The sequence below is a fragment of the Streptomyces sp. NPDC107500 genome, assembly GCF_055582785.1.
Genome location: NZ_JBVJPF010000002.1, coordinates 754,897 through 780,857, shown reverse-complemented (window position 1 = coordinate 780,857; position 25,961 = coordinate 754,897). Strand labels below are relative to the sequence as shown.

Here is a 25,961-nt window from a genome sequence, read left to right as displayed (position 1 = left end):
CGGCAGGTGTCGTGCCGTACCGCGCGCGGGGTGGGCGTCCTGGCGTGTCAGGGGAGCCGGAGCAGCGGGGTGTGGCTGCCGAGGACGGTGCGGAGGGCGGGGATGTCCCGCCAGGTGAGGCCGAGGGTGCGGGCGGCGTACCGCAGGGTGATGTGGTCGGCGCCGTCGGCCGCTGCACGGAGGGACTTCACGGTCCGGTCCCGGTCGGCAGGGGGCATCCCTTCGACGGGCGGGTTCTGCCCGCGCGCGCCGGGGTGTTCGCTCGCCAGCCCGGGGATATTGGTGAGCCGGTGGGAGACGTCGGCCGCGGCCCGCAGGGTCGCCGGGCGCTCCTCGACGAGGGCCCGTGCGACCGGGTTGTGGCCGAGGGCCTCCTCGAGCGGCAGGGGGTAGAGCCCCGGGGAGGCGTCGGTGAGCCGGATGGCGCTGCTGCCGACGGTGCGGACGGTGCCGCGGGCGCCGAGGACGGCGGCGGCCCACAGCGCGGAGGCCTCGGACGGGTGCCAGGCCAGTGCGCGGGCCGCCGCTGCCACCGCGTCCCGGTCGGGGACGAGGGGACGACTGGTGGCGAGGCGTTCGAGAAGGGTCCGCTCCTCGATCTCGCCGTCGAGGCCGGGCCCCGCGACGTGCACGGTGGTGGGGACGCCGGTGAGCCGGCAGGCGGCGAGGGTGAGGGCATCCCCGAACGGGCTGCACAGGGCGGGCTCGTCGCCGTGTGTCAGGACGTCGCCGCCGACGTCGACGACGTGGATCCGGCCGCCCGCGGCCGCCGCCATCGACGCGATCTGCCGTGCCAGGGCGGCGAGTCCCGCCGCGGGGTCGAGCAGCAGCAGCCGGGCGGGCAGGTCCCGGGCCAGGGCGGGCATGGTGGACCCGGCCGGCGGGCGCACCCGCGTGGCCGCGGTGAAGGCACCGAAGCCGCCCCCGCCGGCCGCAGCTTCGCGGGCCAGCCCCTCGAAGTCCCCGGCCCCGAGGAGGGCGGCGGTCGGATCGACCTCGGGGCGCTCCCACGCGTAGGTGGCGACCAGCGGCGGGCCGGCCCGGCCTGCGGGGTCGCCGGTGAGGGCGCGGGCCGCGATCAGGGTTCCGACGGGGTCTCCGCCGCCGCCCGCCGCGACGTACAGATCGCTCACGCGGCTCCTTCGCGCTCGCGCAGGTCGACGCCCGTGATCCGGACCGGCGTCGCCCCCATGTTCTTCCGGGCGCGCGCGTTCGCCGCGTGGAGGTTCTCGTAGTACTCGCGGTCGAGGTCCTTGACGGACCCGGAGTAGAACATCCACGACAGGATGTCCCGGTACTTGAATCCCTTGGGGGTCAGCTGCACACGGCTGCCGAGGCGGTGGACGAGCCCGTTGGACTCCGCCGCCTCCAGGACGGGTTCGAACTCGGCCGCGTGCCGCCGGTAGCCGAATCGGTCCAGTTCCGAGAGGTCGAGGTCGAACGTGTCGAGGACGAGCCGTTTGCGGACGATCTCCTCGTCGGTCAGTTCGAAGCCGGTGACGGGAACGAGTGCGTGGTTCCTCGCCTTCCTGATGTACTCCGCGACCTCGGCCGTCGAGGGCTTCACGCTCCCGCACATGTAGTCGAGCACGCTGGTGTAGGAGCGGGCGCCGACGCCGAGGCCGAGCAGGGGGACGCCGTGGAAGGTGAGCACCTTCTGCGCGTAGCCCCCGCGGCCGGGCTTCTTGTAGCGGACGGAGCCCTCCTGGACGTACCCGTGGTCGAGGAAGACCTGGCGGGCGTAGTCGTAGCGCTCGTACAGCTCGGGCTGCCACATGTACTGGTAGGCGCCGGTCTTGGAGAACCAGGCGTCCGGCCGCACGGTGAGGAAGTACGTGCTGATGGTGGTGGGCCGGAGCGCGGCCAGTTCGTCCACGCTCTGGCGCCAGGTCTCGGGGGTCTGTCCCGCGAAGCCCATGATCAGGTCGGTGGACAGGTCCGGCAGGCCGAGTTCGTGCGCGGTGCGGACCGCGCGGCGGATGACGTCCTCGTCCTCACCGCCCCGGCCGGCCTCGCGGATCTCGCGGGGGACGAGGGACTGGATGCCGACGTTGGCGCGGGTGAGCCCCATGTCGATGAGGGACCTGAACTCGTCCGGCGCGTCGGCGATCGAGGACGGGGTCGCCTCGACGGCGACCTCCTCGGCCGTGGAACGCCAGTTGGGGTAGACCTCGCCGATGGTGCCGAAGATCTGCTCGAAGTGGCGGGGTTTGAGCAGCGCGGGCGTACCACCACCGATGTAGATCGTGCGTAACCGCCGGGCCTGGATGATCTCCGCGTGGTCGCGGATCTGGGTACAGAGGGCGTCGGTGTAGGCGTCGTAGACGTCCTCGTCGGTGCTGATGACGGTGTAGAGGTTGCAGAACCCGCATTTGCGGTCGCAGAAGGGGACGTGCAGGTAGAGGTTGAGTTCGGGGACCTGGTAGCTGGCGAGGTCCCTCGCCCACACCTCGGAGACGGTCCACTTGCCCTCGGGGAGCGGGCGGTACGTGGACCGAGGCGGGTAGGAGTACTGGTAGGGCGGGATGACGCCCTGGTCGATGTGGTCGGCGAGTTGCTGGTGCAGAGTGCTGGACACGGTGGTGCCTTCCCGTGGGTGGCGCGGCGTGCTTCTTCCGGCAGGGTGATCCGACCACGGGACACTTGTGCGACTCCATCAGATGGGCGCACCAAATACCCCGTTTCTACTGGCCAGTTCGTTGGCAATTGCTCCAAAGGCGCACGTGATTGGGCGAGTTGGTTTCGTCTGTCAGGCCGATAGCCCACGCGACCACCCCACGGGTTTGCTGGTGGAATGACATTCGGGGCGGGCCCGCGCGGGCCGGGAGTACTGGTGATCGAGCCGATGGGGAACGCGGGGCGCTTCCTCGTCGAGGCCGCCGACCGGCTCGGGGCGCGCTTGTACGCGGCCACGCACGAGGACGTCCATGACGGCTACCCGCAGTGGCTGCGGGCCGCCCTCTCCGGGGTGTGCGCGACGGATCTGACGGACACCCCGAGGGCCCTCGGGGACATGGAGGCCTTCTGCCGGCGGCACGCGGTCGCCGGGATCGCGGCCTGCTTCGAACTGTTCACCCCGCTCGCGGCGCTGCTGGCCGCACGGGTCGGCCTGCCCGGCAACGATCCCCGGCTGGCGCACGCGCCCAGGAACAAGATCCTGATGGGCCGGGCGTTCGCGGCCGCAGGGATCCCCGCCCCCCGCTGGGCCGTCGCGCACGACGCGGCCGACGCCCGGCGGGTGGCACGGGCGGGGCCGGACGGCCTCGGCTGGCCCCTGGTGGTGAAGCCCGCGGAGCAGGGCGGTTCGTGGGGGGTGTCCGTGCTCGACGGCCCGGACCGGCTCGACGAGGCCGTCGCCGCGTCCCAGCGGTTCACCCACGCCCACCCGCACGGCCTGGAACTCGACTCGCGCGTCCTGCTCCAGGAGTACATCCCGGGAGAGGAGTACTCCTGCGACACGGTGGTCGCGGGCGGGGTCGCCCACCCGCTTCCGGTGGTCAGGAAGGACACCACCGAGGGCCCGTACCGCATCGAGACCGGGCACACCTGCCCCTCCGGCCTGCCCGCGCCGCTGGCCGAGGAGGTGCGGCGGACCGCGGCGCGGGCGGCGCTCGCCGTCGGTGTGCGCAACGGGATCGCGCACACCGAGGTGAAGATCCCGCCGGGCGCGCGGACTCCGTACGTCATCGAGACGGGCGCCCGCCTGCCGGGGGACAACCTGTGCGAGGTCGTCGAGGCCGCGACCGGCGTGAGCGAGGCCGTGGCCCACCTCCAGGCCGTGCTCGGCCTGGTCCCGGACACCGTCCCCTCCCGTACGGACGCGGTGTCGATCCGGTTCCTGCTCCCCGCCCGCGGCGGGGTCCTGCGGCGCGTGGACGTCCCGGACCTGCCCGGCACGCACAGCGAGGTGCACCTCAGGCCCGGGGACGAGGTACCGGATCCGGTGGACTCGGCGTGCCGGGTCGGGCACGTGGTGGCCCGCGCGGCGACGGCCGACGAGGCACGCGGACTGGTCGGCCGGGCGGCCGCCCGGTCCCGAGTGGAAGTGGGCTGAGCCAGGTGCGGAGGATCGCGTTCTTACGATCGGTGGGCATCCGGCGGGCCGACCCCTACATCCAGCGGGCCGTACGCGAACTCGCGGCCGACGGGATCGAGGCCGGGCTGTTCCACACCAGCGGCACCGCCGGTGACGACGACTTCCCCGGCCACCGGGAACGGCTGGACCGGGCGGTGACACCGCGGGAGATCGCGGACGCCGTGGCCGCCTGGGGCGCGGACGCGGCGGTGTCGATCTCGCTGCCGTGCGAGAACGCGCTCCGCGACGCCGCGGCGAAGGCCTTCCTGGACGCCGTCGGCATCCCGACGGTCATGACCCCGCTCGCGGCCACGATGCTGCTGGTGGACAAGTGGGAGACCAAACAGCTCTGCCGGCGGGCCGGGCTGGACGTACCCGACGGATTCCGCGTCGACTCCGACCTCCTGGCCGGACGGGGTCTGACGGTGCCCGGCTACCGCGACGCACTGCGCGTCCAGGCCGAACGGGTCGGCTACCCGCTGATGTCGAAGCCCGTGTGGGACTCCACCAGCATGGGCATCCGCACCCTGCGCTCACCCGCCGACCTCGACGCCCACCTCAAACCCGGCCCCCAGACGGTGTCGACGGTGGTGGAACAGGTGGTCGAAGGCGACCTGTGCAGCGTCGACATCGTGGGCCGCCCCGGCTCGTACCGGGTCCTGCCCCTGTGCTGGACCGGACGCGCCGGTGCGGAACCGGTGTTCACCTTCGCCGGCCTGCGCTGGTGCGGCCCCCGCGAGGAGGCCGACACCGCCTTCGCCGAAGTGGCCCGCACCCTGGCCGGCCTCTGCGAAGACCTCGGGGTCCACGGGTCGGTCAACGTCGACATGATCTACACCGGCGGACGGTTCACCGTCCTGGAGATCAACCCGCGCATCGGCGGCGCCACCACCCTCTCGTGCGCGGCGTCCGGCACCAACACCTTCACCTCCCTCGCCCGCATGGCCCGCGGCCTCCCCCTCACCGGCGGCATGGCGCGACGGACCTGCTGGGCCGTCGAGTTCCTCGCCGCCGACGGCATCCCGCCCGCGGCACTGGCCGAACTCGCACGGCACGTCCGGGTGGTCACCGCGCACGAGCTGGTCATCGACGGCGTCTGTCACGGGGACATCGTCGTGTTCACCCTCGCCCGGGACGAGGAGGACCGGACCGTCAAGGCCCTGACGGAGCTGCACGAGACATCCGGCTTTCCCAGCGCCGAGGTCATGGCCAAGCTCGGTGACCTGCTGGACCCGAACCGGTGAGCGCGTCCGCGGACGCCCGCCGCTCCCGTACCGCGGACCGCCTGGGCCTGCCCGCACTGCGCGGGCACGGCCTCTTCATCACCGGCAACCTGATCGACTCCGTCGGCAACGGCATGCTCCTGCCGCTGGGCCTGCTCTACTTCACCGAGGTCCAGGGCGTCCCCCTCACGCGGGTCGGCGCGGCCATGACGGCAGGTCAGGCCCTCGCCCTGCCCGTCACGTTCCTCGCCGGACGCCTCATGGACCGGGTCGGGCCCCAACGCGTCGTGGTGTGGGCGAACGTCCTCTCCGCCGCCGGGTTCGCCCTGTTCCTGCTCGCCCGCGAGCCGTGGCACATCGCCGGCGTGCACGTCCTCGTACAGGGCGGCATCAACATGTACTTCACCGCGCAGCGCACCCTGATCACCCACGTCACCCGGCCCGGTGAACGCCGCTCCTGGTTCGCGTTCACCGGCTCGCTGCGCAACATCGGGCTCGCCGCCGGGGCCGCCGCCGCGGCCGGGGCCCTGAGCGTCTTCGGGAACGGCTCGCTGCGCTGGCTGATCGCCGTCGACGCCGCGACCTACCTCCTGGCGGCCGCCTGCTTCGCCGCCCTCACGACCACCGCGCCCGAACCGGACGGCACCCCGCCGCGAGACCGCGCGACCGGCGCGGGCGACACACGCCGCTACCTCGTGCTCGTGGCCGTCAACATCCCCTACGTCCTCGCCCAGGCCATCCTCTCCGTGCTCGTCGCCGTCTACACCACCCGCGCCCTGGACCTTCCCGCCTCGGCCGCGAGCCTGCTGTTCGTCGTCAACACCGTCGTCGTCTCCCTGTGCTCGACGGCCGTCACCGCGCACCTGGCACCCAAGGTGCCCCACCGCGCCGTGTCCGCCGGATACCTGGTCATGACCGCGGGCATGGGGGCGTTCGCGCTGCCCGCGCTCCCCGGCGCCGCCGCCACCGCCTGGGCGGCCCTCGTCACGGCGATCGTCCTGTTCAGCGTGGCGGAGATCCTCCTCGGCCCCGCGCTGAGTGAGCTGTCGGTGACCCTCACCCCACAGGCGGCCGGCGGCTTCACGCAGGGCCTCTACCAGTTCTCCTGGGCGCTCGGCATGGTCGCCGCCCCCGCCCTGTTCACCCTGCTCCTGGAGGCCGGTCCGCTCCTTCCCTGGGGTGTCGAGGCCGCCGCCTGCGTCCTCGCCCTGGTCGCCGTTCCGGCCCTCACGGCCCCCGCCCGCCACCGCCGAAGGACCACGCGTTGATCACGAGCATCGTCGACTCCATCCACGAGGTCCCCGTCACCGAGTGGGAGCGCCTCGCCCGCCCGGCCGGCCTCTACCTCTCCCACCGCTGGCTCGCGGGCGAGGAGGAAGACCCCACCGCCACCAGCGCGTACTGCCTCGTACGGGACCCCGACGGCACGCTGCTCGCCGCCGCGCCCCTCTACCTGGTGCGGGACGAACCGAACGACAGCTACCAGCCCGAGACCGTGCTGCCCCCGCGCCTGCGGCCCCGCGTCATCGCCGGCGCACGCCGCGGCTACCACAACACCCCCCTCGTCAGCCCCGGTCAGGACGCCTGCCTCACCCGGCTCCGCGACGCCGCGCGCCGCTTCGCGGACCGGCACGGCACCACGCACTGGTGGCCCTACCTCACCACCCGGGCCACGGCCGCCCTCGCCCCGCTCTACCCGGATCCGCCCCTGCACCTGGAGGACGACGCCCTCATCCCCCTTCCCGGCACGGGCATCGACGACTACATCGCCTCCCTGCCCGCGAGACGCCGGGCCGGCATCCGCCGTGAACGCGCGGACTTCGCCGCGGCCGGCATCCGGGTGCGCCACCAGCCGCTCGCGGACTGCTTCGAGGAGGCCGGGGCCCTCCTCGCCGGACACCAGCGGGAACACGGCCACGACCGCGACGGCGTCGACGCGATGACCGCCCTGCTGGAACGCCAGGCCGCGACCATGGGCGACGAGGCCCGCGTGGTCGCCGCCCACGACGCGGGCCGGATGATCGCCTTCTGCCTCTACTACCACTACGGATCCACGACATGGATCCGCGCGGTCGCCCTCGACCGCGGGCACCCCGCACCCCACCTGTACTTCAACCTCATGTACTACCTCCCCGTCGAGGAGGCCTACGCCCACGGCACGACGGCCCTGCACGCGGGCATGACCACGGTCGAGGCCAAGCGGCGCCGCGGCGCCGACGTGTCCGCGCTCTACGCGCTGGCCGACCGGCAGCCGGGTGCGCAGGTGACGGGCGGTGTCCTGGACACCCCACCCCCGGCTGACCGACAATCACCTGCGTGACGTCGTCCTTCGAGTTCCCCACGCACCCCGCGCGGTTGTCCGACGCGGAGCGCGACAAGGCGCTGAAGCTGCTCCGGGACGGCGTCGTCATGGGGCGGCTGTCGCACGACACGTTCGTGCGCCGGATGGAACTGGCGCTCGCCGCCCGCCGCCTGGAGGAACTGGCCCCGCTCACCGCCGACCTGCCCACCGAGGGCCGGCTGTCCCGGTTCGTGTTCGGCACCGTCGAGGCGGTGTCCGGGTTCGGCGTGCGGCTCGGCAGGGCCTGGCGGGCCGAGCGGCTGCCCAAGCTGCTGCTGCCCCATCCCGCCACCGGCCACCCGCTGCGGATAGGACGCGACCCCTCCAGCGGCCTTCGGCTGAACCACGAGACGGTCTCCCGGGTGCACGCTGAACTCAGCCACCAGGGCGGCATGTGGGTGCTGCGCGACCTCGGCTCCACCAACGGCACCACGGTCAACGGACGGCGGGTCATCGCGGCGGCCGTCGTCCGCGAGGGCGACCAGATCGGCTTCGGCCGGATGACCTTCCGCCTCGCGGTGAACTGAGCGCGGCGGACCTGCCCGCACACAGCTCTGGCCTGGGCTTCACGCTTCGTCATGAGGTCTTCCGTGGCGTACTTCCCTTTGCGTTGCGTGGTGTTGACGTACCCCCCAAGTCGTGACTGACTGTGCGTACACCGCACGCGCCAGGTGAACCGTCGGCCCACTTCGTGGAGGTGTGCCCTGCCGCCCCTCCTGCGCTATCCGACCGTGGACGAGCTGGGTGCCCGGGCCGCCGCCTTCGTCGCCCGCCATCCCCGACACGCCCGGCTGCGCCAGGTCGGCACCTCCCGCGCGGGCACCCCGCTGCTGCTGCTCTCCGTCGGCCACGGCGGACGTCACGTCCTCGTCGTCGCCGGACCGCACGCCAACGAGCCCGTGGGCGGCGCCACCGCCCTCCGGCTGGCCGAGCGGGCCGCGGCCGACCCCCGGCTCACCGAGGGCGCCGACGCCACCTGGAACCTGCTGCTCTGCGCCGACCCCGACGGGCTGCGCCGCAACGAGGGCTGGCTGTCCGGCCCGTACACCCTCGGCCGCTACGCCCGTAACTTCTTCCGTCCCGGGTTCCTGGAGCAGCCCGAGTGGCTGCCCGACGGCCCGGACCGCGCCACCCTGCCCGAGACCCGCACCCTGCTCGACCTCCAGGACGAGCTGCGGCCCTTCCTCCAGTGCTCCCTGCACGGCGTGGACGTCGGCGGCGGCTTCGTCGAGCTGACCCACGACCTGCCCGGCATCGCCCAGCGCATCGCCCACGCCGCCGCCCGGCTCGGCATCCCCCGCGAACTGGGCGCCTACGACACCCTGTACTGGCCCGACCTCGGCCCCGCCGTCTACCGCATACCGCCACCCCGCCGCGGCGACCTCACCGCCGCCATCACGGAGGCCGCCGTCGACTCGACCTGGTGCCACCCCGGCCGCTACGGCACGGTCACCGCGGTCGTCGAGGCGCCCATGTGGGGGGTCGCCGCCGTCGCCGACGGCACGCTCCCGGCCGACCGGGACGGGGTGCTGCGGGCCGTGAGCCGCGCCCTGCGGCACGACACCCGGCGCCTTCAGCGCGTCCTCGTCCGCGTCCGGCCGCACCTGGCCGGGGTGCCGGAGGCGGCGCACCTGCTCGCCCCGGTCGACGACTACCTGCTGGTCTGCCCGCGGCTCGCCGACGCCTGGGACCCCGACACCGACGACGGGTCGGGCCGCTCGCTGCCGCCCATGAGCACCGCCCACCTGGTCGCCCTGCGCCTGGCCGGACGGCGCCTGGCCCTGCGCACCGCGGGGCTGCTGCACCAGCTGGTGACCCGCGCGGGGAGCGACCCGGCGGGTGTCCTGCCCGAACTGGACCGGCTCGTCGACGAGGGCTGCGCCGACTACCGCGACGGCTGCGCGGCCCGCTGGATACCGATCGCACGCCAGGTGGAGTACCAGACCCGGGTCGTCCTCGCCGCCTTCGCACTGGCCGGACGGCGCCCCACCGCGCGTTTACGGACGGGGGAGCCCGGGTGGGGCTCCGAGGCCGCCGTGCCCATGCACCGGGAGTGACCCCGCCTCAGCCGTCCTGACCGGTGCCCGCCACCCGCTCCAGCAGCGCGACCGGTGTGGCCGCGAACAGGTCCGCCACGCGCGCGTGCCCCTTGAACTCCCGCTCCGGCGCCAGCGCGTCGGCCCACCGGCCCGGCGGCAGCGGCAGCGTCGTGGCGCCCCAGCCGCCCGCCTCCGCCAGCCGCAGCGACAGCCGGGTGACGGCCGTGACGGTCTCCCCGGAGCGGACGAACGCCAGGCAGTGCTCCGCCGCCGGGCCCTCGGCGGTCAGCGGCTCGTACGTCGCCGTGTCGCCGAAGGCGCCGGGCCGCCGGGCGCGCAGCGCGAGCGCCGCCCGCGTCACGGCCGCCTTCTCGCCGGCCGCCCCTGGCGGCCCTGCCTGCTCCCGCGGACCGGCCGGAAAGTCCACCGGCCGCCGGTTGTCCGGGTCGACCAGGGCCAGGTACTCGTGCTCGGTGCCCTGGTACAGGTCCGGCACGCCCGGCATGGTGAGGTGGGTGAGAGCCGTGCCGAGGACGTTGGCCCGGATGTGCGGCGCCAGGGAGTCGCGCAGCGCGGCCACCCGCTCGCCCGGCGCGCCGCACGGCCCCGCCGCCACGAACGCCGCCACCGCCTCCTCGTACGACGGCTCCTGTTCCGTCCAGCTGGTGTGCGTCCCCGCCTCGCGCACGTGCTTCAGGAGCGCCTCCCGCACCCGCTCACCGTCCGCGGGGCCCAGCCCGAACACCGTCTGCCAGGCCGCCCACGCCAGCTGCGCGTCCGGCCCGTCCCCGCCGCTGCGGGTGACCTCCGCGAGGACGTCCGCCCACCGCCCGGGGCACTCGGTGAGCACGGCCAGCGCGGCGCGCACGTCGGCGCTGCGCTTGGTGTCGTGCGTCGAGACGACCGTGCCCGTCGTCGGCCAGTCGCGCTGCACGCGCGCGCAGTAGGCGTGGAACCGCTCCGGGGCCAGCGCCGGACCACCCGGGTTCCCGCCCACCTCCGTCGCCGACAGCAGCGGCACGTAGCGGTAGAAGGCGGTGTCCTCGACGGACTTGGCGCGCAGCGCCGACGCGGTCTGCGCGAACCGGTCCCGGAACTCCGCGTGCTCCGGCCCGTCGCCGTACCGCCCCAGCACGAGATCCCGTACGACGTCCACCGCGCCGGCCTCCTCCGGCACCGCGAAGACGGCGCGCGCCTCGGCCGCCGCCTCCTCGGTCACCACGGACGCCGCGTCCCCGGCGCCGTACGGCCGGTACACCTCCAGGCGCACCAGCAGCTCGCACAGCGCCGTGCGCAGCGCCCAGGGCGCCCGGTCGCGCAGCGCGGGCTCCGGGGAGGCGGCGCACAGGCGGTGCGCCACCCGGGTCAGGCGGTCCGTCTCGGTGGCCAGTTCGTGCCCGAGCACCCGGTACGCCGCCCGCCGCACCGTCGCCGCCCAGTCCCCGCCCAGGTCCTCCCGGGGGGCGGCGAACGCACGGTAGTGCCCGAGCAGTTCCCCGTACCCGGCCGGGTCGGTGAAGACCCCGTCGACGTGCCGCAGGGCGTCGTATCCGGTCGTGCCCGCGACGGGCCACGCGGCCGGCAGCCGCTCCCCGTCCGCGAGGATCTTCTCCACCACCGTCCACCGTCCGCCGCTCGCCTCGTGCAGCCGCCGGAGGTAGGCGCCGGGGTCCGCGAGGCCGTCGGGGTGGTCGACGCGCAGCCCGTCGATCACCCCTTCGTGCAGCAGCCGCAGGACGGTGGCGTGCGTGGCCTCGAACACCTCGGGGTCCTCCACGCGTACGCCGATCAGCTCCGAGATGCTGAAGAAGCGCCGGTAGTTCAGCTCGGTGCGGGCGAGCCGCCACCACACCGGGCGGTACCACTGGGCGTCCAGGAGCTGCGGCAGCGGCAGGTCCGCGGTGCCGTCCCGCAGCGGGAAGGCGTGCTCGTGGTAGCGCAGTACGTCGCCGTCCACGCGCAGCTGGTCGACAACCTCGCCGACGGGGGCGCCGAGCACCGGCAGCAGGAGCTGCCCGCCCCGCGCCTCCCAGTCGATGTCGAACCACCGCGCGCGGGGCGACGCCGGGCCCTGGCGCAGCACGTCCCACAGGACGCCGTTGTGGCGGGGGGACATCGCCATGTGGTTGGGCACGATGTCCACCACCAGGCCGAGACCGTGCTCCCGCGCGGTGCGCGACAGGGCCCGCAGCCCCTCCTCGCCGCCCAGTTCCGCGCGCACCCGCGCGTGGTCCACGACGTCGTAGCCGTGCCCCGACCCCGGCACCGCCTCCAACACCGGCGACAGGTGCAGGTGGGACACGCCGAGCGAGGCCAGGTACGGCACGGCCGCCGAGGCGGCGGCGAAGGGGAAGTCGGGCTGGAGCTGGAGCCGGTAGGTGGCGCGGGGAGCGGAGGAGGGGGCCGTGGACGTCACCGGGTCGGGGCGCTCAGGTGTCATGCAGAGCTACGTACCCGCCCCGCCGCCTTTCGTGTCACCGGCCCCCTGCACGGGTGAGGGGCGTCCACGCCGGGCGGACGCCCCGCGCCCGCGCTAGACGGGCCGCTGGAGCACCACCAGGCTGCGGTCCACCAGAGTCAGCCGGTCCCCGGCCTGCACCTTCTGCCCCGTCTCCGAGGGCACCCCCTCCTGGAGCGCGGTGTCCACGACCACCTCCCACTGCCGGCCGTGGTCCACCGGCACCACGAATTCCAGCGTCTTGGGCGCGGCGTTGAACATCAGCAGGAACGAGTCGTCGGTGATGCGCTCCCCGCGCGGACCGGGTTCGGAGATCGCGTTGCCGTTCAGGAAGACGGTCAGGGCCGACGCCCGCGCGGAGTCCCAGTCCCGCTGCGTCATGTCCGCGCCCTCCGGGGTGAACCAGGCGATGTCCGACAGCTCGTCGCGGGTGCCCTCCACGGGGCGCCCGTGGAAGAAGCGGCGCCTGCGGAAGACCGGGTGGTCCTTGCGCAGCCACACCATGGCCCGCGTGAACTCCAGCAGCCCGGGGGCGGGCTCCTCGCCTTCCGGCCAGTCCAGCCAGGCCAGTTCGTTGTCCTGGCAGTAGGCGTTGTTGTTGCCCCGCTGGGTGCGCGCGAACTCGTCGCCGTGGCTGATCATCGGGACGCCCTGGGAGAGCAGCAGGGTGGCGGTGAAGTTGCGCATCTGCCGCGCCCGCAGCTCCAGGACCGCCGGGTCGTCGGTGTCGCCCTCGACGCCGCAGTTCCAGGAGCGGTTGTGGCTCTCGCCGTCCCGGTTCTCCTCCCCGTTGGCCTGGTTGTGCTTGTCGTTGTACGCCACCATGTCGTGCAGGGTGAAGCCGTCGTGGCAGGTCACGAAGTTGATCGAGGCCAGGGGGCGGCGCCCGTCGTCCTGGTAGAGGTCGGAGGAGCCGGTCAGCCGGGAGGCGAATTCCGCGAGGGTGCGCTGCTCGCCGCGCCACAGGTCGCGCACCGTGTCCCGGTACTTGCCGTTCCACTCGGTCCACAGCGGCGGGAAGTTGCCCACCTGGTAGCCGCCCTCGCCCACGTCCCAGGGCTCGGCGATCAGCTTCACCTGCGAGACCACGGGGTCCTGCTGCACCAGGTCGAAGAAGGACGACAGCCGGTCCACCTCGTGGAACTGCCGGGCCAGGGTGGCCGCGAGGTCGAAGCGGAAGCCGTCGACGTGCATCTCGGTGACCCAGTACCGCAGCGAGTCCATGATCATCTGGAGTACGTGCGGGGACCGCATCAGCAGCGAGTTCCCGGTACCCGTCGTGTCCATGTAGTAGCGCGGGTCGTCGGTCAGCCGGTAGTACGAGGCGTTGTCGAGGCCCTTGAAGGACAGCGTCGGGCCCAGGTGGTTGCCCTCGGCCGTGTGGTTGTAGACCACGTCCAGGATCACCTCGATCCCGGCCTCGTGCAGCGCCTTGACCGCCGACTTGAACTCCAGCACCTGCTGGCCGCGGTCGCCCCAGGAGGCGTACGCGTTGTGCGGGGCGAAGAAGCCGATGGTGTTGTAGCCCCAGTAGTTGTTCAGCCCCATGTCCACCAGGCGGTGGTCGTTCACGAACTGGTGCACCGGCATCAGCTCCAGCGCGGTCACCCCCAGCTCGGTGAGGTGCTCGATCAGCGCCGGGTGCGCGAGGGCCGCGTAGGTGCCGCGCAGCTCCTCCGGCAGGCCCGGGTGACGCATGGTCAGGCCCTTGACGTGGGCCTCGTAGATCACCGTGTGGTGGTACTCCGTCCGGGGGCGCCGGTCGTCGCCCCAGTCGAAGTACGGGTTGACCACGACCGACGTCATCATGTGCGGGGCCGAGTCGAGGTCGTTGCGCCGTTCGGGCTCGCCGAAGTGGTAGCCGTAGACCTCCTCCCCCCACTGCACCGCGCCGCTGATCGCACGCGCGTACGGATCGAGGAGCAGCTTGGCGCTGTTGCAGCGCTGCCCGTGCTCCGGCGCGTACGGGCCGTGCACGCGGTAGCCGTACCGCTGCCCCGGCATCACGCCCGGCAGGTACGCGTGCCGCACGAACGCGTCGCTCTCCCGCAGTTCGACGGCGGTCTCCGAACCGTCGTCGTGCAGCAGACACAGCTCTACTCGGTCGGCGGCCTCCGTGAAGACCGCGAAGTTGGTGCCGGCGCCGTCGTACGTGGCACCCAGTGGATACGCCTCTCCAGGCCAGACCTGCATGAACACGACTCTTTCAGGTGTGGGGCGCCGGTGCGGACGCCTTGGCTGCGAGTCTCCCCGAAAGTGAGGCGACCACCTAGCACGTACGTCTCCCTACCCACCCTTCGGCGTTCTGCTCCACACGCGCCGCGGGACGGGCGCGGGGAAGTCTTCCCCGTACCCGGCCACGTCACCGCTATGACTCCGCTCACTCGCCGGTGGGGTTCGGCCCGGAACGGGCCGGTGGATCAAGGAGGTTGGGAAAACCGGCCCGTCCATCGGGCTGCACCGCGGACCGCTACCGGAGTACCCTTCCTTGATCGTTGGGACGGGGTGTCCCCGGGAAGCGTCCGGGGGAGCGGAAGGCGGTACACGGGTGGGCTCGGGAGGGCTGGAGCTGCCTCCTGGTGACGACGGTCACCAGGAGAACTCCACGGACGTCCCGCCCGGTGCGGTGTCCCTGGCGCGGCCGATGAACGCGGGCGCGATCGGTCCGGAACTGGACTGGGACGGCGGCGCCTGGCACGAGGTGCGCACCCGCGCCCAGCGGGCCGGCCGCGCCTACATCTGGCTGAACCTCGTCGAACAGCGGCTGCGCGCGGTCGTGGCGGCCGTCCTGAGGCCGATCTACGAGCCCGTCCACGGCGACGACTGGGTGGTCGCCGCGGCCGGGCCCGCCGGCCAGGAGTGGGTGCAGCGCGCCGTCGCGGTCCGCGAGGTCAGCCGTCGCAAGGGCTACCTGCTGGACCCGGCCGACGACAACGTCCTCAGCTTCCTGACCCTGCCCCAGCTGCGCGAGCTGATGGTGCAGCACTGGCCCTGCTTCGAGCCCTACGTGGACGAGCGCCGGGACGTCGAACTCGCCCTGGACGAGCTGGAGGTCACCCGCAACGTCGTCTCCCGCAACCGGGCGCTGTCCGAGGCGGTGCTGAGCCAGGCCGAGCGGGCCTCCGCGCGCCTGCTCGAGGTCCTCGGCGCGGGCGGCGACGTGCCGTCCGCGCGGCGGCTGCCGGTGGACGCGGTCGAGGACCTGGTCGGCGACCGCTACGCCGATGTCGTCGCCGTCCACTCGGACCGGGTGCGGCTGCTGCGCCAGTTCCCGGCCGAGGACCTGTTCGGCGGGGCCCGCCGCGTGGACGCCCTCGGCATCGGCCTCAACCTGCTCGTGCAGAACTTCTCCGGCCGCCGTCTGCTGCGGCTGGCCGAGTCCGGCGGCCGGGTGCGGCTGCTCTTCCTGAACCCGGCCTCCAGCGCGATCAAGCGCCGCGAGCGTGAACTGGGCATCAAGCGGGGCGAGCTGAGCCGGTCCGTGGAGATGAACATCCTGCACATGCGCCGGGTGCGCGCCCGGCTGCGGGACCCGGGGGCGTTCGAGATCCAGGTCTTCGACGAGACGCCCCGCTTCACCGCCTACCTCGTCGACGGGGACGGCGCCGACGGCATCGCGGTCGTGCAGTCCTATCTGCGCCGGACGCGGGGGATGGAGGCACCGGTCCTCGTGCTGCGCAACGGGCGGGGCGGCGGCAGGGTGGTGAAGGCGGACGAAATCGACGAAGGCGGACTCTTCCCCACCTATCGTGAGGAGTTCGAGCTGATGTGGGCGGATTCGCGGCCGGTGTCGTGAAGGTCCAGTCGGGTGTCGGCCGCGGTCCCTCCGGGGTCCGGCCCGGGTCCGGAACGGGGTAAGCGGAATGCGATCCTCGGATTGTCAGTGGCCCGTGGGAAGGTGGAGACCACTGGGGGAACGCACCACCAAGAAGGGGGACCGCCCATGGGCTGGCACCGGGAGCTGCTGATCGGCTTCGACCTGGAGACGACGGGCACCGATCCGCGCGAGGCGCGCATCGTCACGGGGGCCGTGATCGAGGTCAGGGGCGGGGAGCCGCAGGGCCGCCGGGAGTGGCTGGCCGACCCGGGCGTGGAGATCCCGGCCGAGGCCGTCGCGGTGCACGGCATCAGCAATGAGCGGGCTGCCGCCGAGGGCCGGCCCGCCGACCAGGTCGCGGACGCCATCGCCGCCGTGCTCACGGACCACTGGCGCACCGGCGTCCCGGTCGTCGCCTACAACGCGGCCTTCGACCTCACCCTGCTCGCCGCCGAGCTGCGGCGCCACGGACTGCCGTCCCTGCGCGACCGCCTGGGCGGCGCGGACCCCGCCCCGGTCATCGACCCGTACACCATCGACCGCTCCGTCGACCGCTACCGCAGGGGCAAGCGCAACCTGGAAGCGGTCTGCCGGGAGTACGGCGTCCCGCTCGACGCGGCCCACGACGCCACCGCCGACGCGCTCGCCGCGGCCCGGCTGGCCTGCGCGATAGCCGACCGCCACCCCAAGGTCGCGGCCCTCGGCCCGGCGGACCTGCACCACCGCCAGGTCGAGTGGTACGCCGAGTGGGCGGCGGACTTCCAGAGCTTCCTGCGCCGCAAGGGCGACGCCACGGCCATCGTCGACGCGACGTGGCCCCTGCGCGAACCGGCCGACGAGCGCGTCTGACCGGGCGGCGTCAGAAGGGATACCAGCGCACCGTCGGGTCCCCGTCCCGCAGCGACGCCACCCTGCGCCCGAACTCGGCCAGCGCCTTCGGATTGCTCGGCGCATGCTGGGCCACCCACGCGCAGCTGGCCGTCTCCCGGGCGCCGCGCAGCACCGCACAGCCGTCCCACTCGCGTACGTCCCAGCCATAGGCGGCCGTGAAGGCGTCGTACGCCTCGGCGGGCAGCCCGTAGCGGTCCCGGCTGAGCGCCAGCACCACGAGATCGTGCTCGCGCAGGTCGGCGGAGAAGGTCTCCAGGTCCACCAGGACCGGCCCGTCGGGACCGACGTGCACATTGCGGGGCAGCGCGTCGCCGTGGATCGGGCCCGGCGTCAGGTGCGGGGTGAGCGCGGCGGCGGCCGAGGCGAATCCGTCCCGGCGCTCGCGCAGATACGCGGCGTCCGCGGGGTCGATCACGTCGCCCGCGAGCCGCAGCCAGCGCTCCACACCGCCCAGCAGCTCGCGGGGCGGCAGCTCGAAGGACGAGGGGAGGGCCAGTTCGTGGACCAGCCGCAGCAGCACGGCCACGTCCCGCGGCTCGGCGGGCCGCACCGGCTCGGGCAGCCGCCGCCACACCGTCACCGGATGCCCGTCGACGAACAGCGCCGTCGGGCGGGCCGCCCGCACCGCCGGCACGCCGGCCTCCTCCAGCCAGAGGGCGACGGCCAGTTCCCGGCGCGCCCGGTCGAGGAGTTCCGCGTCCCGGCCCACCTTGACCGCGAGGTCACCGGCGGCGAACACCGCGTTCTCGCCGAGGGCCAGCAGCCGCGCCTGAGCCGGCCGGGGCAGTACGCCCGCCCCGGCCAGCACCTCCCGGGCCCGTGCCTCGTCCATCGTCGTACGCCTCCATGTCCGTCATGTCCGCCGGGTTCCCGCCGTCCGTCGGCCAGTGTCGCATTCGCACAGGTGGGAGCGGATGCGCGGACTCTTGACGGGTCGCGGTCACTTCACGACCATGACGAGGCCCGTCCGAGCAGCGCAAAGGGGCTGATTACGTGGCATTGGTGACCGAGTCGAGGACACCGGCGCGCCGTGCGCCCGGCCAGGAGCGCGGACGCCGCGGGCCGGACCACGGCGCCTGGTTCCTCGTGCTGCCCGCGCTGATCCCCATCCTGGTGCTCAGCGTCGGACCGCTGCTCTACGGCATCCTGCTGGCGTTCACCGACGCCCAGTCCGGCCGCACCGAGCCCACCCGGTGGATCGGCACGCTGAACTTCCAGGACCTGCTGCACGACACGCTGTTCTGGGAGTCCTTCCGGATCGGGCTCGTCTGGGCGGTCGGGGTGACGGTGCCGCAGTTCCTGCTCGCACTCGGTCTCGCCCTGCTGCTCAACCAGAACCTCCGCCTGCGCTGGCTGGCCCGCGCCCTCGCGATCATCCCCTGGGCGATGCCCGAGGTCGTCGTCGGCGTCATGTGGCGGCTCGTCTACAACACGGACGCGGGCATCCTCAACGAGACGCTGCGCGACCTCGGCCTCGGCAACGGACACGACTGGCTCAGCGGCCTCGGCACCGCCCTGCCCGCCGTCATCGTCGTCGGCGTCTGGGCCGGCATGCCGCAGACCACGGTGGCGCTGCTCGCCGGACTCCAGAACACCCCCCGCGAGCTGCACGAGGCCGCCGCGGTCGACGGCGCCGGAGCCTGGCGCCGCTTCCGCACGGTCACCTGGCCCGCCCTCAGACCCATCGCGCTCGCCATCACCGCGCTCAACCTCATCTGGAACTTCAACTCCTTCGCCCTGGTCTACGTGCTGACCAACGGCGGCCCCGGCGGGCGCACCCGGCTGCCCATGCTCTTCGCCTACGAGGAAGCCTTCCGCTACGGGCAGTTCGGCTACGCGGCCGCGATGGGCTGCGTCATGGTGGCGGCGATCTCGGTCCTGCTCGCCGTCTTCCTCGCCGGCCGGCTGAAGGGCGGACTCAAGGGAGGTGACGAGGCGTGAGGACCTCGACCACGGCCCGCGTCGGTCAGTACGCCGCGCTGCTCGCATATCTCGTCTTCCTGGCCTTCCCGTTCCTCTGGCTGATCTCCACCGCGTTCAAACCGCCACGCGAGCTGGGCAGTCTGCACCCCACCTGGATCCCGGAGAACCCCACTCTCGACAACTTCCGGCAGGCCTTCGACGAACAGCCCCTGCTGCACGCCGCGCTCAACTCCCTGCTCGCCGCGCTCGGCGCCGCGGTGATCGCCGTGGTGATCGCCACCCCCATGGCCTACGTCATGGCCCGCCGCCGCGGCCGGCTCGCCAGGGCGGCCACCGGGTGGGTCGTGATCAGCCAGGCCTTCCCCTTCGTCCTGCTGATCATCCCGCTCTTCCTGGTCCTGAAGAACCTCGGACTGATCAACTCCGTGCCCGGGCTGGTGATGGTGTACGTCGTGTGGTCGCTGCCGTTCGCGCTGTGGATGCTCGCCGGGTACGTCCGCGCCGTACCGGCCGAACTGGAGGAGGCGGCGGCGGTCGACGGCGCCGGGCGGCTGCGGACGCTGGTCTCGGTGACCGCGCCGCTGCTCGCGCCGGGGATCGTGGCGACGGCCATGTTCGCGTTCATCACCGCGTGGAACGAGTTCTTCTTCGCGCTGGTGCTGCTGAAGACACCGGAGAAACAGACCCTGCCGGTGATCCTCACCCACTTCATCGGCGCCGAGGGCGTCGCCGACCTCGGCCCGCTGGCCGCGGCGGCCTTCCTCGCGACGCTGCCCTCACTGGTGATCTTCGCGCTGATCCAGCGGCGGATCACGGGCGGCATGCTCGCCGGGGCGGTGAAGAGCTGATGCGCACCCGCACCGCGACCCTGCTCGTCGCCCTCGCCCTGCTGCTCGCAGGCTGCACCTCGGGCGGCGGCGACGCGGACGACGGCCGGATCACCCTGCGCTTCCAGTCGCTGGCCTGGCAGGAGGAGTCGGTCGAGGCCAACAAGGAACTGGTCCGGGAGTGGAACGCCGCCCACCCGGACGTACGCGTCGAGTACGTCCAGGGCAGCTGGGACAGCGTCCACGACCAGCTCCTCACGTCCTTCGAGGGCGGCGAGGCACCCGACATCATCCACGACGCCTCCGACGACCTCGCCGACTTCGCGTACGGCGGCTACCTCGCCGACCTGACCGAGCTGCTGCCCGACCGGCTGAAGTCGGACATCCCCGAACGCAGTTGGGAGACGGTCACCTTCGACGACGGGGTCTACGGTGTGCCGTTCCTCCAGGAACCACGGGTGCTGATCGCCAACGCCGACCTGCTGCGGAAGGCGAACGTCCGGATCCCCACGCCCGAACACCCCTGGACCTGGGCGGAGTTCCGGCAGGTGACGAAGCGGCTCAGCGGCGACGGCGGGTACGGGGTGGCATGGCCGCTCAAGGAGCCCGTCTCCGCGACACTCAACCTCTCCCTGTCCAACGGCGGCCGGATGTTCCACCGGGATGCGGACGGAAAGGTCACCGTCCGCTTCGAGGAGGGCGACCAGGTGGTGCCCCGCACCATCCACGACCAGGTCGAGACGGACCGCAGCGCCTCCTCCGACACGCTGGGCAGCGGCGGCTCCGACACCCTGCCCGGCTTCTTCGGGGGCAAGTACGCGATGGTGCCCCTCGGCTTCTCCTACCGCCAGCAGATCGAGCAGCAGGCCCCGGAGGGCTTCGACTGGCAGGTGCTGCCCGCCCCCGCGGGCACCGACGGGCTCGCCCAGGGCGTCAGCCCGCAGACCCTGTCGATCGCCGAGGACACCCCGCACAAGAAGGAGGCCGCCGCCTTCCTCGACTTCCTCCTCCAGCCGGACAACATGGTGCGCCTGGCCCTCGGTGACTGGATGCTGCCCACCGGCACGCGGGCGCTGAAGGACCCCGCCCTGCACACGCCCGAGCGGGGCTGGGCCACCGGCACCGCGCTCGCCGGCCACCTGCGCTCGGCACCCGCGCAGTCCGTCCGGGGGTACCCCGAGTGGAAGGACAAGGTGGCCACCCCCGCGCTCCAGGAGTACTACAGCGGGGCGATCGGGGAGGACGAGCTGCGCGAGCGACTGGAGGAGGACGGCAACCTCGTACTCGCCCGCTACCAGCGCTGACGGCGGGCGGCGGGCGGGCCGCGTCGGTGGTGCCCGCGCCGAAAACCCGTTGCCCGCCCGGCGCGCGGCCGCCTAGCGTCACCTCCGTGGCAGCTTGCAACGCGATCTTCAACTCCGGTCTCGGCCGGGGCTGCACGTACTCCATCAGGATGCGTCGTGGCCCCGGAGCCCTGACCGGCCCGGGGTCCCCCCGCCGCTGAGGCACGTCACGCGCTGACGCACGTCTCCCACCCGCGGCGGGGCCGAGCCTCCGCGATCTCCTTTCGCCTTCGTCTTCCGGTCAGGGCCTTCGGCTGCCCGTTTCCCCCTCCACGGAAGACAAAGGACCGCAGGCCATGGCCCGCCCCACCCAGCGTGCCCGCACGCTCTCGCAGAACTTCCTCGCCGACCGCGCCACCGCCGAGCGCGTCGCCCGGCTCGCCGCGCCCGACAATCGGCACCCTCCGCTCCTGCTCGAAGTGGGCGCCGGCCAGGGCGCCCTCACCGAGCCGCTGGCCCGCCGCAGCCGGGAACTGCGCGCCTACGAGATCGATCCCCGGCTCCTGCCGGGGCTCCGCGCCCGCTTCGCGCACACCCCTCACGTCCGCGTCGTCGCCGGTGACTTCCTCGCCGCGCGGCCGCCGCGCACCCCGTTCGCCGTCGCCGGGAACGTGCCCTTCTCGCGCACCGCGGACATCGTGGACTGGTGCCTCACCGCCCCCGCGCTCACCCACTCCACCTTGATCACGCAGCTGGAGTACGCCCGCAAACGCACCGGTGACTACGGCCGCTGGACCCTGCTGACGGTCCGGACCTGGCCGAGCCACGAGTGGCGCCTGGTGGGCAGGGTGGGCCGGTACCGCTTCCGCCCGGCGCCGCGCGTCGACGCCGGGATCCTCCGCCTCGAACGCCGCCCCACCCCGCTGCTCACCGGCGCCGCCCTCCGGAGCTGGGACGACCTGGTCGAGCTGGGCTTCTCCGGGGTCGGCGGCTCGCTGCACGCGTCCCTGCGGCGGGCCCGCCCGGCCCGGCGCGTGGACGCCGCGTTCCGGGGCGCACGGCTCGACCCGCGCGTGCTCGTCGGCGAGGTCCCGCCCGAGGCGTGGCTGCGGCTGCACGACGAGCTGGGCTCATGATCCGAGAAGATGCGCGCCAGAATGTGCACGAAACGTCTCGTCTCACGTACGGTCGGCGCATGACCAGTTCCGCGCACATCGCCATGTTCTCCATCGCCGCCCACGGCCACGTGAACCCCAGCCTGGAGGTGATCCGCGAGCTCGTCGCGCGAGGGCATCGGGTGACGTACGCGATCCCGCCGCTCCTCGCGGAGAAGGTCGCCGAGGTGGGGGCCGAACCCAAGCTCTGGAACAGCACGCTGCCCGGCCCCGACGCCGACCCGGAGGCATGGGGGAGCACCCTGCTGGACAACGTGGAGCCGTTCCTGGACGACGCCATCCAGTCGCTCCCGCAGATCGCCGCGGCCTACGAGGGCGACGAACCGGACCTCGTCCTGCACGACATCGCCTCCTACACCGCCCGCGTCCTCGGTCACCGCTGGGACGTGCCCGTGGTCTCCCTCTCGCCCTGCATGGTCGCCTGGGAGGGGTACGAGCAGGAGGTCGGCGAGCCTCTGTGGGAGGAGCCGCTGAAGACCGAGCGCGGCCAGGCGTACTACGCCCGCTTCCAGGCCTGGCTGGAGGAGAACGGGATCACCATGCACCCCGACCCCTTCGTCGGCCGCCCCGAGCGCTCCCTGGTGCTGATGCCCAAGGCCCTCCAGCCCAACGCCGAGCGGGTCGACGAGAAGACGTACACCTTCGTCGGCGCCTGCCAGGGCGACCGGACCGCCGAGGGCGACTGGACGCGCCCCGAGAGCGCGGAGAAGGTCGCGCTGGTCTCCCTGGGGTCCGCCTTCACCAAGCAGCCCGGTTTCTACCGCGAGTGCGTCAAGGCCTTCGGCGAGCTGCCCGGCTGGCACACGGTGCTCCAGATCGGCCGGCACGTCGACCCGGCCGAGCTGGGCGAGGTGCCGGACAACGTGGAAGTGCGGTCCTGGGTACCGCAGTTGTCGATCCTCCAGCAGGCCGACCTGTTCGTCACCCACGCGGGCGCCGGCGGCAGCCAGGAGGGCCTGGCGACCGCCACGCCGATGATCGCCGTACCGCAGGCCGTGGACCAGTTCGGCAACGCCGGCATGCTCCAGGGGCTCGGTGTGGCCCGGCAGCTCGACACCGCCGAGGCCACCGCGGAAGCGCTGCGCACCGCCGCCCTCGCCCTGGTCGACGACCCGGAGGTGGCCCGGCGCCTCAAGAAGATCCAGGGCGGGATGGCCCACGAGGGCGGCACCCGGCGGGCCGCCGACCTGATCGAGGAGCGACTGGCCGCCGCGAGGGCCTGACCGCACCCGGCAGAGCACGCCGCGGGCCCGCCGGTTCCTCTCGGAAACGGCGGGCCCGCGGCAGTGGTGGTGGGTGGTGGCCGCTCACACCCCCACCCGCTCACCCCGCTCCCCGCGCTCGCCCTCGTCGTCGCGGACCGTCGTCGCGATCGCCTCGGGCGCCTCGTCGTGGGTGAGGTCCGGCAGCCGGTGCAGCCACTTCGGCAGGTACCAGTTGCGCTCACCGAGCAGGGACATCACGGCCGGCAGCAGCACACCCCGGATGATCGTCGCGTCGATCAGCACCGCCGCCGCCAGGCCCACGCCCATCTGCTTCATGGACTGCATGGACAGCGTCCCGAAGATGGCGAACACCGCGACCATGATGACGGCCGCACTGGTGACGACCCCCGCCGTGGTGACCACCCCGTGCCGGATCGCGTCCGCCGTGTCCCGCCCGCGCAGCCGCGCCTCACGGATCCGCGAGACCACGAAGACGTGGTAGTCCATCGACAGGCCGAACAGGATCACGAAGAGGAACAGCGGCAGCCAGGTGATGATGGCGCCCACACCCTCCGCGCCCACCAGCGACGCGCCCCAGCCGTGCTGGAAGACGGCGACCAGGATGCCGTAGGCGGCGCCCACCGACAGCAGGTTCAGCACGATCGAGGTGAGCGCGACCGTCAGCGAACGGAAGGACAGCAGCATCAGCAGGAAGGCGAAGACCACCACGAAGGCGAAGACCGGCAGGACCGAGCCGACCAACTGGTCGTTGAAGTCCTTCGACCCGGCGACCTGACCGGTGATCGGCGCCTCGACGCCGTCGACCTTGCCCAGCGTGGCCGGCCGCACCTCGTCCCGCAGCTTGTCGAGGCTCTCGCCCGCCTCGTCCTGGTCGGAGCCGCCGACCAGCGGGACGTAGACCAGGGCGACGTTCTGCTCGTCGTGCGTCGTGACGTCGACCGGTCCCCGCGAGGCACCCGAACTCACCGCACGCTCACGGAAGTCGGCGAGCGCGGCCCGCACCTCCGGCGCGTTGATGTCGTCGGCCTTCACGACCACCTCGGCCGGGTCCGACCCGCCGGGGAACGCCTCGTTGACCCGGTTGTACGTCTGCACGATCGGCAGCGAGTCGCCGAACTCCTGGTCCAGCGTGAGGTTCTCCGTCTTCATGCCGATCGCCGGGGCGGCCACGGCCAGCAGCGCGCCGGTCGCCACCACGGCGGCGAGCAGCGGCTTGGCCAGGACGCGGTTGAGGACCGCCGTCCAGAACCGGCTGCCCTCCGAGGCGCCGCCCTTGCGGCGCCGGCGCAGGAACGGCAGGCGGCCCTTCTCGACCCGGTCGCCCAGCAGCGACAGCAGCGCGGGCAGCACCGTCACCGAGCCGACCATGGCGACCGCGACCACCATCAGCGAGGCCAGGCCCATCGCCTCGAACTCGGCGATGCCCGTGAACAGCATGCCCGCCATGGCCACGCACACCGTGACACCGGAGACGACGATCGCCCGGCCACTGGTGGCGGCGGCGATCCTGAGCGCGGTCTGCGCGTCCCGGCCCGCGGCCCGCTCCTCGCGCTCACGGCGCAGGTAGAACAGGCAGTAGTCGACGCCGACGGCCAGACCGACCAGCAGCATCACGGAGTTGGCGGTCTCGCTCATCGGCTGGAAGTGGCTCACCAGGGCCATCAGACCCATCGTCGCGACGATCGCGGTGATCGCCAGCGCCACCGGCACCAGCGCCGCCACCAGCGCCCCGAACGCGACCAGGAGGATGCCGAGCGCCACCGGCACCGCCGAGTACTCGGCCTTCTTGAAGTCGTCGCCGAACGCGTCGTCGAACGTCTTCATCATGCTGGCGCCGCCGATCTCCTCGATCCGCAGCGACTCGTGCTCCCTCTGGACGTCCGCGACGGCGTTCAGCACCGGCTCGACCCGGTCGCCCGCCGTGTCCGCCTCGCCGCGCATGTCGAACCGCACCAGCGCGCTGCGGCCGTCCTTCGAGATCGTCCTGGCCTCGTACGGGGAGGTCACGCCCGTGACCTCTCCGGTGCCCTCCACCGCCGTGACGACCGCGGTGACCGCGGCCCGGAAGTCGGGGTCCGTCGCCTTGAGGCCGCCGTCCTTCGCCTGGACGAGGACGGACTCGCCGGCCGGCTCCTCGATCCCGGCGTCCTCGACGATCTGTGCGGCGGTGTGCGTCTCGCCGCCCATCTGGTCGCTGTCCTTGACGTCGACCCGCCCGGCCGCCGACCCCAGCCCCATCGCGAGGACGACGAACAGCACCCAGATGCCGACGGCGGCCCATCGGTGTCTGGCGCTCCAGCCGCCGGCCCGCGCGGCTATGCCCCGCACCCGTGTGTCTCGGTTCCGCATGACCGGCCTGCCCCCCATCGAGCGGCGACGACCCCTGCCGTCACCTTGCGCTTCGAAGGTATGGCCCGTGTAAGAACACCGCGTCGTGCTCCTTGGTGAGGCACCCCGGCGACGGCTCATCCCTCCGTACCGCCGTCTCTCACCGCTGAGGAGGATCCCGGTCCCTTACATCTACCGGGTCGCCGGGGGTGCGGACCCGGGGGTGCGCCGGGTCGCCGGAACCCTTTCGCAGGCTTGTTGTCTAAGTCACAGGTGCGTGTAGTGGTTGAACCACGCGCACCGCATCGGAGAGAGTGGCGCGCACGTCCGCCACCGTGCGGACCCGGCCGTCGTG

Annotated in this window: 19 protein-coding genes; 13 read left to right on the top strand and 6 right to left on the bottom strand. The window is 73.0% G+C overall.

Annotation, left to right across the window (positions count from 1 at the left end):
• Positions 1-47: 47 nt before the first annotated feature.
• Together ACZ67M_RS09580 and ACZ67M_RS09575 are read right to left on the bottom strand one after the other, a co-directional pair.
• Positions 48-1,133 (bottom strand): DUF1152 domain-containing protein, encoded by a 1,086-nt coding sequence (locus ACZ67M_RS09580; protein ID WP_469850301.1) that lies wholly within the window; start codon positions 1,131-1,133, stop codon positions 48-50.
• Complete coding sequence (locus tag ACZ67M_RS09575; protein ID WP_467320709.1) at positions 1,130-2,578, bottom strand: coproporphyrinogen-III oxidase family protein; 1,449 nt, start codon at positions 2,576-2,578, stop codon at positions 1,130-1,132. The genes ACZ67M_RS09580 and ACZ67M_RS09575 overlap by 4 nt, the downstream gene beginning before the upstream one ends.
• Before the next feature lie 216 nt (positions 2,579-2,794).
• Between ACZ67M_RS09575 and ACZ67M_RS09570 the strand changes: the two genes are divergently transcribed.
• The 6 genes from ACZ67M_RS09570 (at position 2,795) to ACZ67M_RS09545 (ending at position 9,696) form a co-directional block, all read left to right on the top strand.
• A complete protein-coding gene (locus ACZ67M_RS09570; RefSeq protein WP_469850299.1) occupies positions 2,795-4,054 on the top strand; it encodes an ATP-grasp domain-containing protein in 1,260 nt (419 codons plus the stop codon).
• A gap of 32 nt (positions 4,055-4,086) precedes the next feature.
• Complete coding sequence (locus tag ACZ67M_RS09565) at positions 4,087-5,319, top strand: ATP-grasp domain-containing protein (RefSeq protein WP_469850297.1); 1,233 nt, start codon at positions 4,087-4,089, stop codon at positions 5,317-5,319.
• Positions 5,316-6,566, top strand: coding sequence for an MFS transporter (locus ACZ67M_RS09560; protein ID WP_451856704.1), 1,251 nt, complete (start codon positions 5,316-5,318; stop codon positions 6,564-6,566). The genes ACZ67M_RS09565 and ACZ67M_RS09560 overlap by 4 nt, the downstream gene beginning before the upstream one ends.
• The gene (locus tag ACZ67M_RS09555; RefSeq protein WP_469850296.1) at positions 6,563-7,618 is read left to right on the top strand and encodes a peptidogalycan biosysnthesis protein; all 1,056 of its coding nucleotides are present in this window, start codon (positions 6,563-6,565) and stop codon (positions 7,616-7,618) included. Before ACZ67M_RS09560 ends, ACZ67M_RS09555 begins: the two co-directional genes overlap by 4 nt.
• Positions 7,615-8,166: a DUF1707 and FHA domain-containing protein gene (locus tag ACZ67M_RS09550; RefSeq protein WP_361364027.1), complete on the top strand. Its 552-nt coding sequence runs from the start codon at positions 7,615-7,617 to the stop codon at positions 8,164-8,166. Before ACZ67M_RS09555 ends, ACZ67M_RS09550 begins: the two co-directional genes overlap by 4 nt.
• Positions 8,167-8,370: 204 nt before the next feature.
• Entirely contained in the window at positions 8,371-9,696 is a 1,326-nt protein-coding gene (locus ACZ67M_RS09545; protein ID WP_361364024.1) for a M14 family zinc carboxypeptidase, read from the top strand.
• A gap of 7 nt (positions 9,697-9,703) precedes the next feature.
• On the opposite strand, the gene treY is transcribed toward ACZ67M_RS09545, so the two are convergent.
• Positions 9,704-12,118: a malto-oligosyltrehalose synthase gene (gene treY, locus ACZ67M_RS09540; RefSeq protein ID WP_469850293.1), complete on the bottom strand. Its 2,415-nt coding sequence runs from the start codon at positions 12,116-12,118 to the stop codon at positions 9,704-9,706.
• A 93-nt stretch (positions 12,119-12,211) separates the two neighbouring features.
• Positions 12,212-14,329: a glycogen debranching protein GlgX gene (gene glgX, locus ACZ67M_RS09535; RefSeq protein ID WP_361364019.1), complete on the bottom strand. Its 2,118-nt coding sequence runs from the start codon at positions 14,327-14,329 to the stop codon at positions 12,212-12,214.
• A 355-nt stretch (positions 14,330-14,684) separates the two neighbouring features.
• Here glgX and ACZ67M_RS09530 point away from each other — a divergent pair, with 355 nt between their 5' ends.
• Both ACZ67M_RS09530 and ACZ67M_RS09525 read left to right on the top strand, forming a co-directional pair.
• Positions 14,685-15,932: an SAV2148 family HEPN domain-containing protein gene (locus ACZ67M_RS09530; RefSeq protein ID WP_352155201.1), complete on the top strand. Its 1,248-nt coding sequence runs from the start codon at positions 14,685-14,687 to the stop codon at positions 15,930-15,932.
• A 147-nt stretch (positions 15,933-16,079) separates the two neighbouring features.
• Positions 16,080-16,802, top strand: coding sequence for an exonuclease domain-containing protein (locus ACZ67M_RS09525; RefSeq protein WP_469850290.1), 723 nt, complete (start codon positions 16,080-16,082; stop codon positions 16,800-16,802).
• Between the two features lie 10 nt (positions 16,803-16,812).
• Here the strand turns inward: ACZ67M_RS09525 and ACZ67M_RS09520 are convergent, their stop codons facing one another.
• Complete coding sequence (locus ACZ67M_RS09520) at positions 16,813-17,676, bottom strand: phosphotransferase enzyme family protein (RefSeq protein ID WP_361364014.1); 864 nt, start codon at positions 17,674-17,676, stop codon at positions 16,813-16,815.
• Positions 17,677-17,837: 161 nt separating this feature from the next.
• Between ACZ67M_RS09520 and ACZ67M_RS09515 the strand changes: the two genes are divergently transcribed.
• From ACZ67M_RS09515 to ACZ67M_RS09495, 5 genes are all read left to right on the top strand, one after another.
• Positions 17,838-18,785 carry a carbohydrate ABC transporter permease gene (locus ACZ67M_RS09515; RefSeq protein ID WP_469850288.1) on the top strand — a complete coding sequence of 316 codons (948 nt, stop codon included), beginning with the start codon at positions 17,838-17,840 and terminating at the stop codon, positions 18,783-18,785.
• Positions 18,782-19,615, top strand: a complete 834-nt coding sequence (locus tag ACZ67M_RS09510) for a carbohydrate ABC transporter permease (RefSeq protein ID WP_361364010.1) — start codon at positions 18,782-18,784, stop codon at positions 19,613-19,615. The genes ACZ67M_RS09515 and ACZ67M_RS09510 overlap by 4 nt, the downstream gene beginning before the upstream one ends.
• On the top strand, positions 19,615-20,898 hold the full coding sequence (locus ACZ67M_RS09505) for an ABC transporter substrate-binding protein (protein WP_469850286.1): 1,284 nt from the start codon (positions 19,615-19,617) through the stop codon (positions 20,896-20,898). The genes ACZ67M_RS09510 and ACZ67M_RS09505 overlap by 1 nt, the downstream gene beginning before the upstream one ends.
• A gap of 335 nt (positions 20,899-21,233) precedes the next feature.
• The gene (erm(O), locus tag ACZ67M_RS09500; protein ID WP_469850285.1) at positions 21,234-22,013 is read left to right on the top strand and encodes a 23S rRNA (adenine(2058)-N(6))-methyltransferase Erm(O); all 780 of its coding nucleotides are present in this window, start codon (positions 21,234-21,236) and stop codon (positions 22,011-22,013) included.
• Positions 22,010-23,275 (top strand): glycosyltransferase, encoded by a 1,266-nt coding sequence (locus ACZ67M_RS09495; protein WP_392236060.1) that lies wholly within the window; start codon positions 22,010-22,012, stop codon positions 23,273-23,275. Before erm(O) ends, ACZ67M_RS09495 begins: the two co-directional genes overlap by 4 nt.
• Before the next feature lie 84 nt (positions 23,276-23,359).
• Here ACZ67M_RS09495 and ACZ67M_RS09490 read toward each other — a convergent pair whose 3' ends face one another.
• Entirely contained in the window at positions 23,360-25,627 is a 2,268-nt protein-coding gene (locus tag ACZ67M_RS09490; protein WP_392101107.1) for an MMPL family transporter, read from the bottom strand.
• Positions 25,628-25,961: the final 334 nt, after the last annotated feature.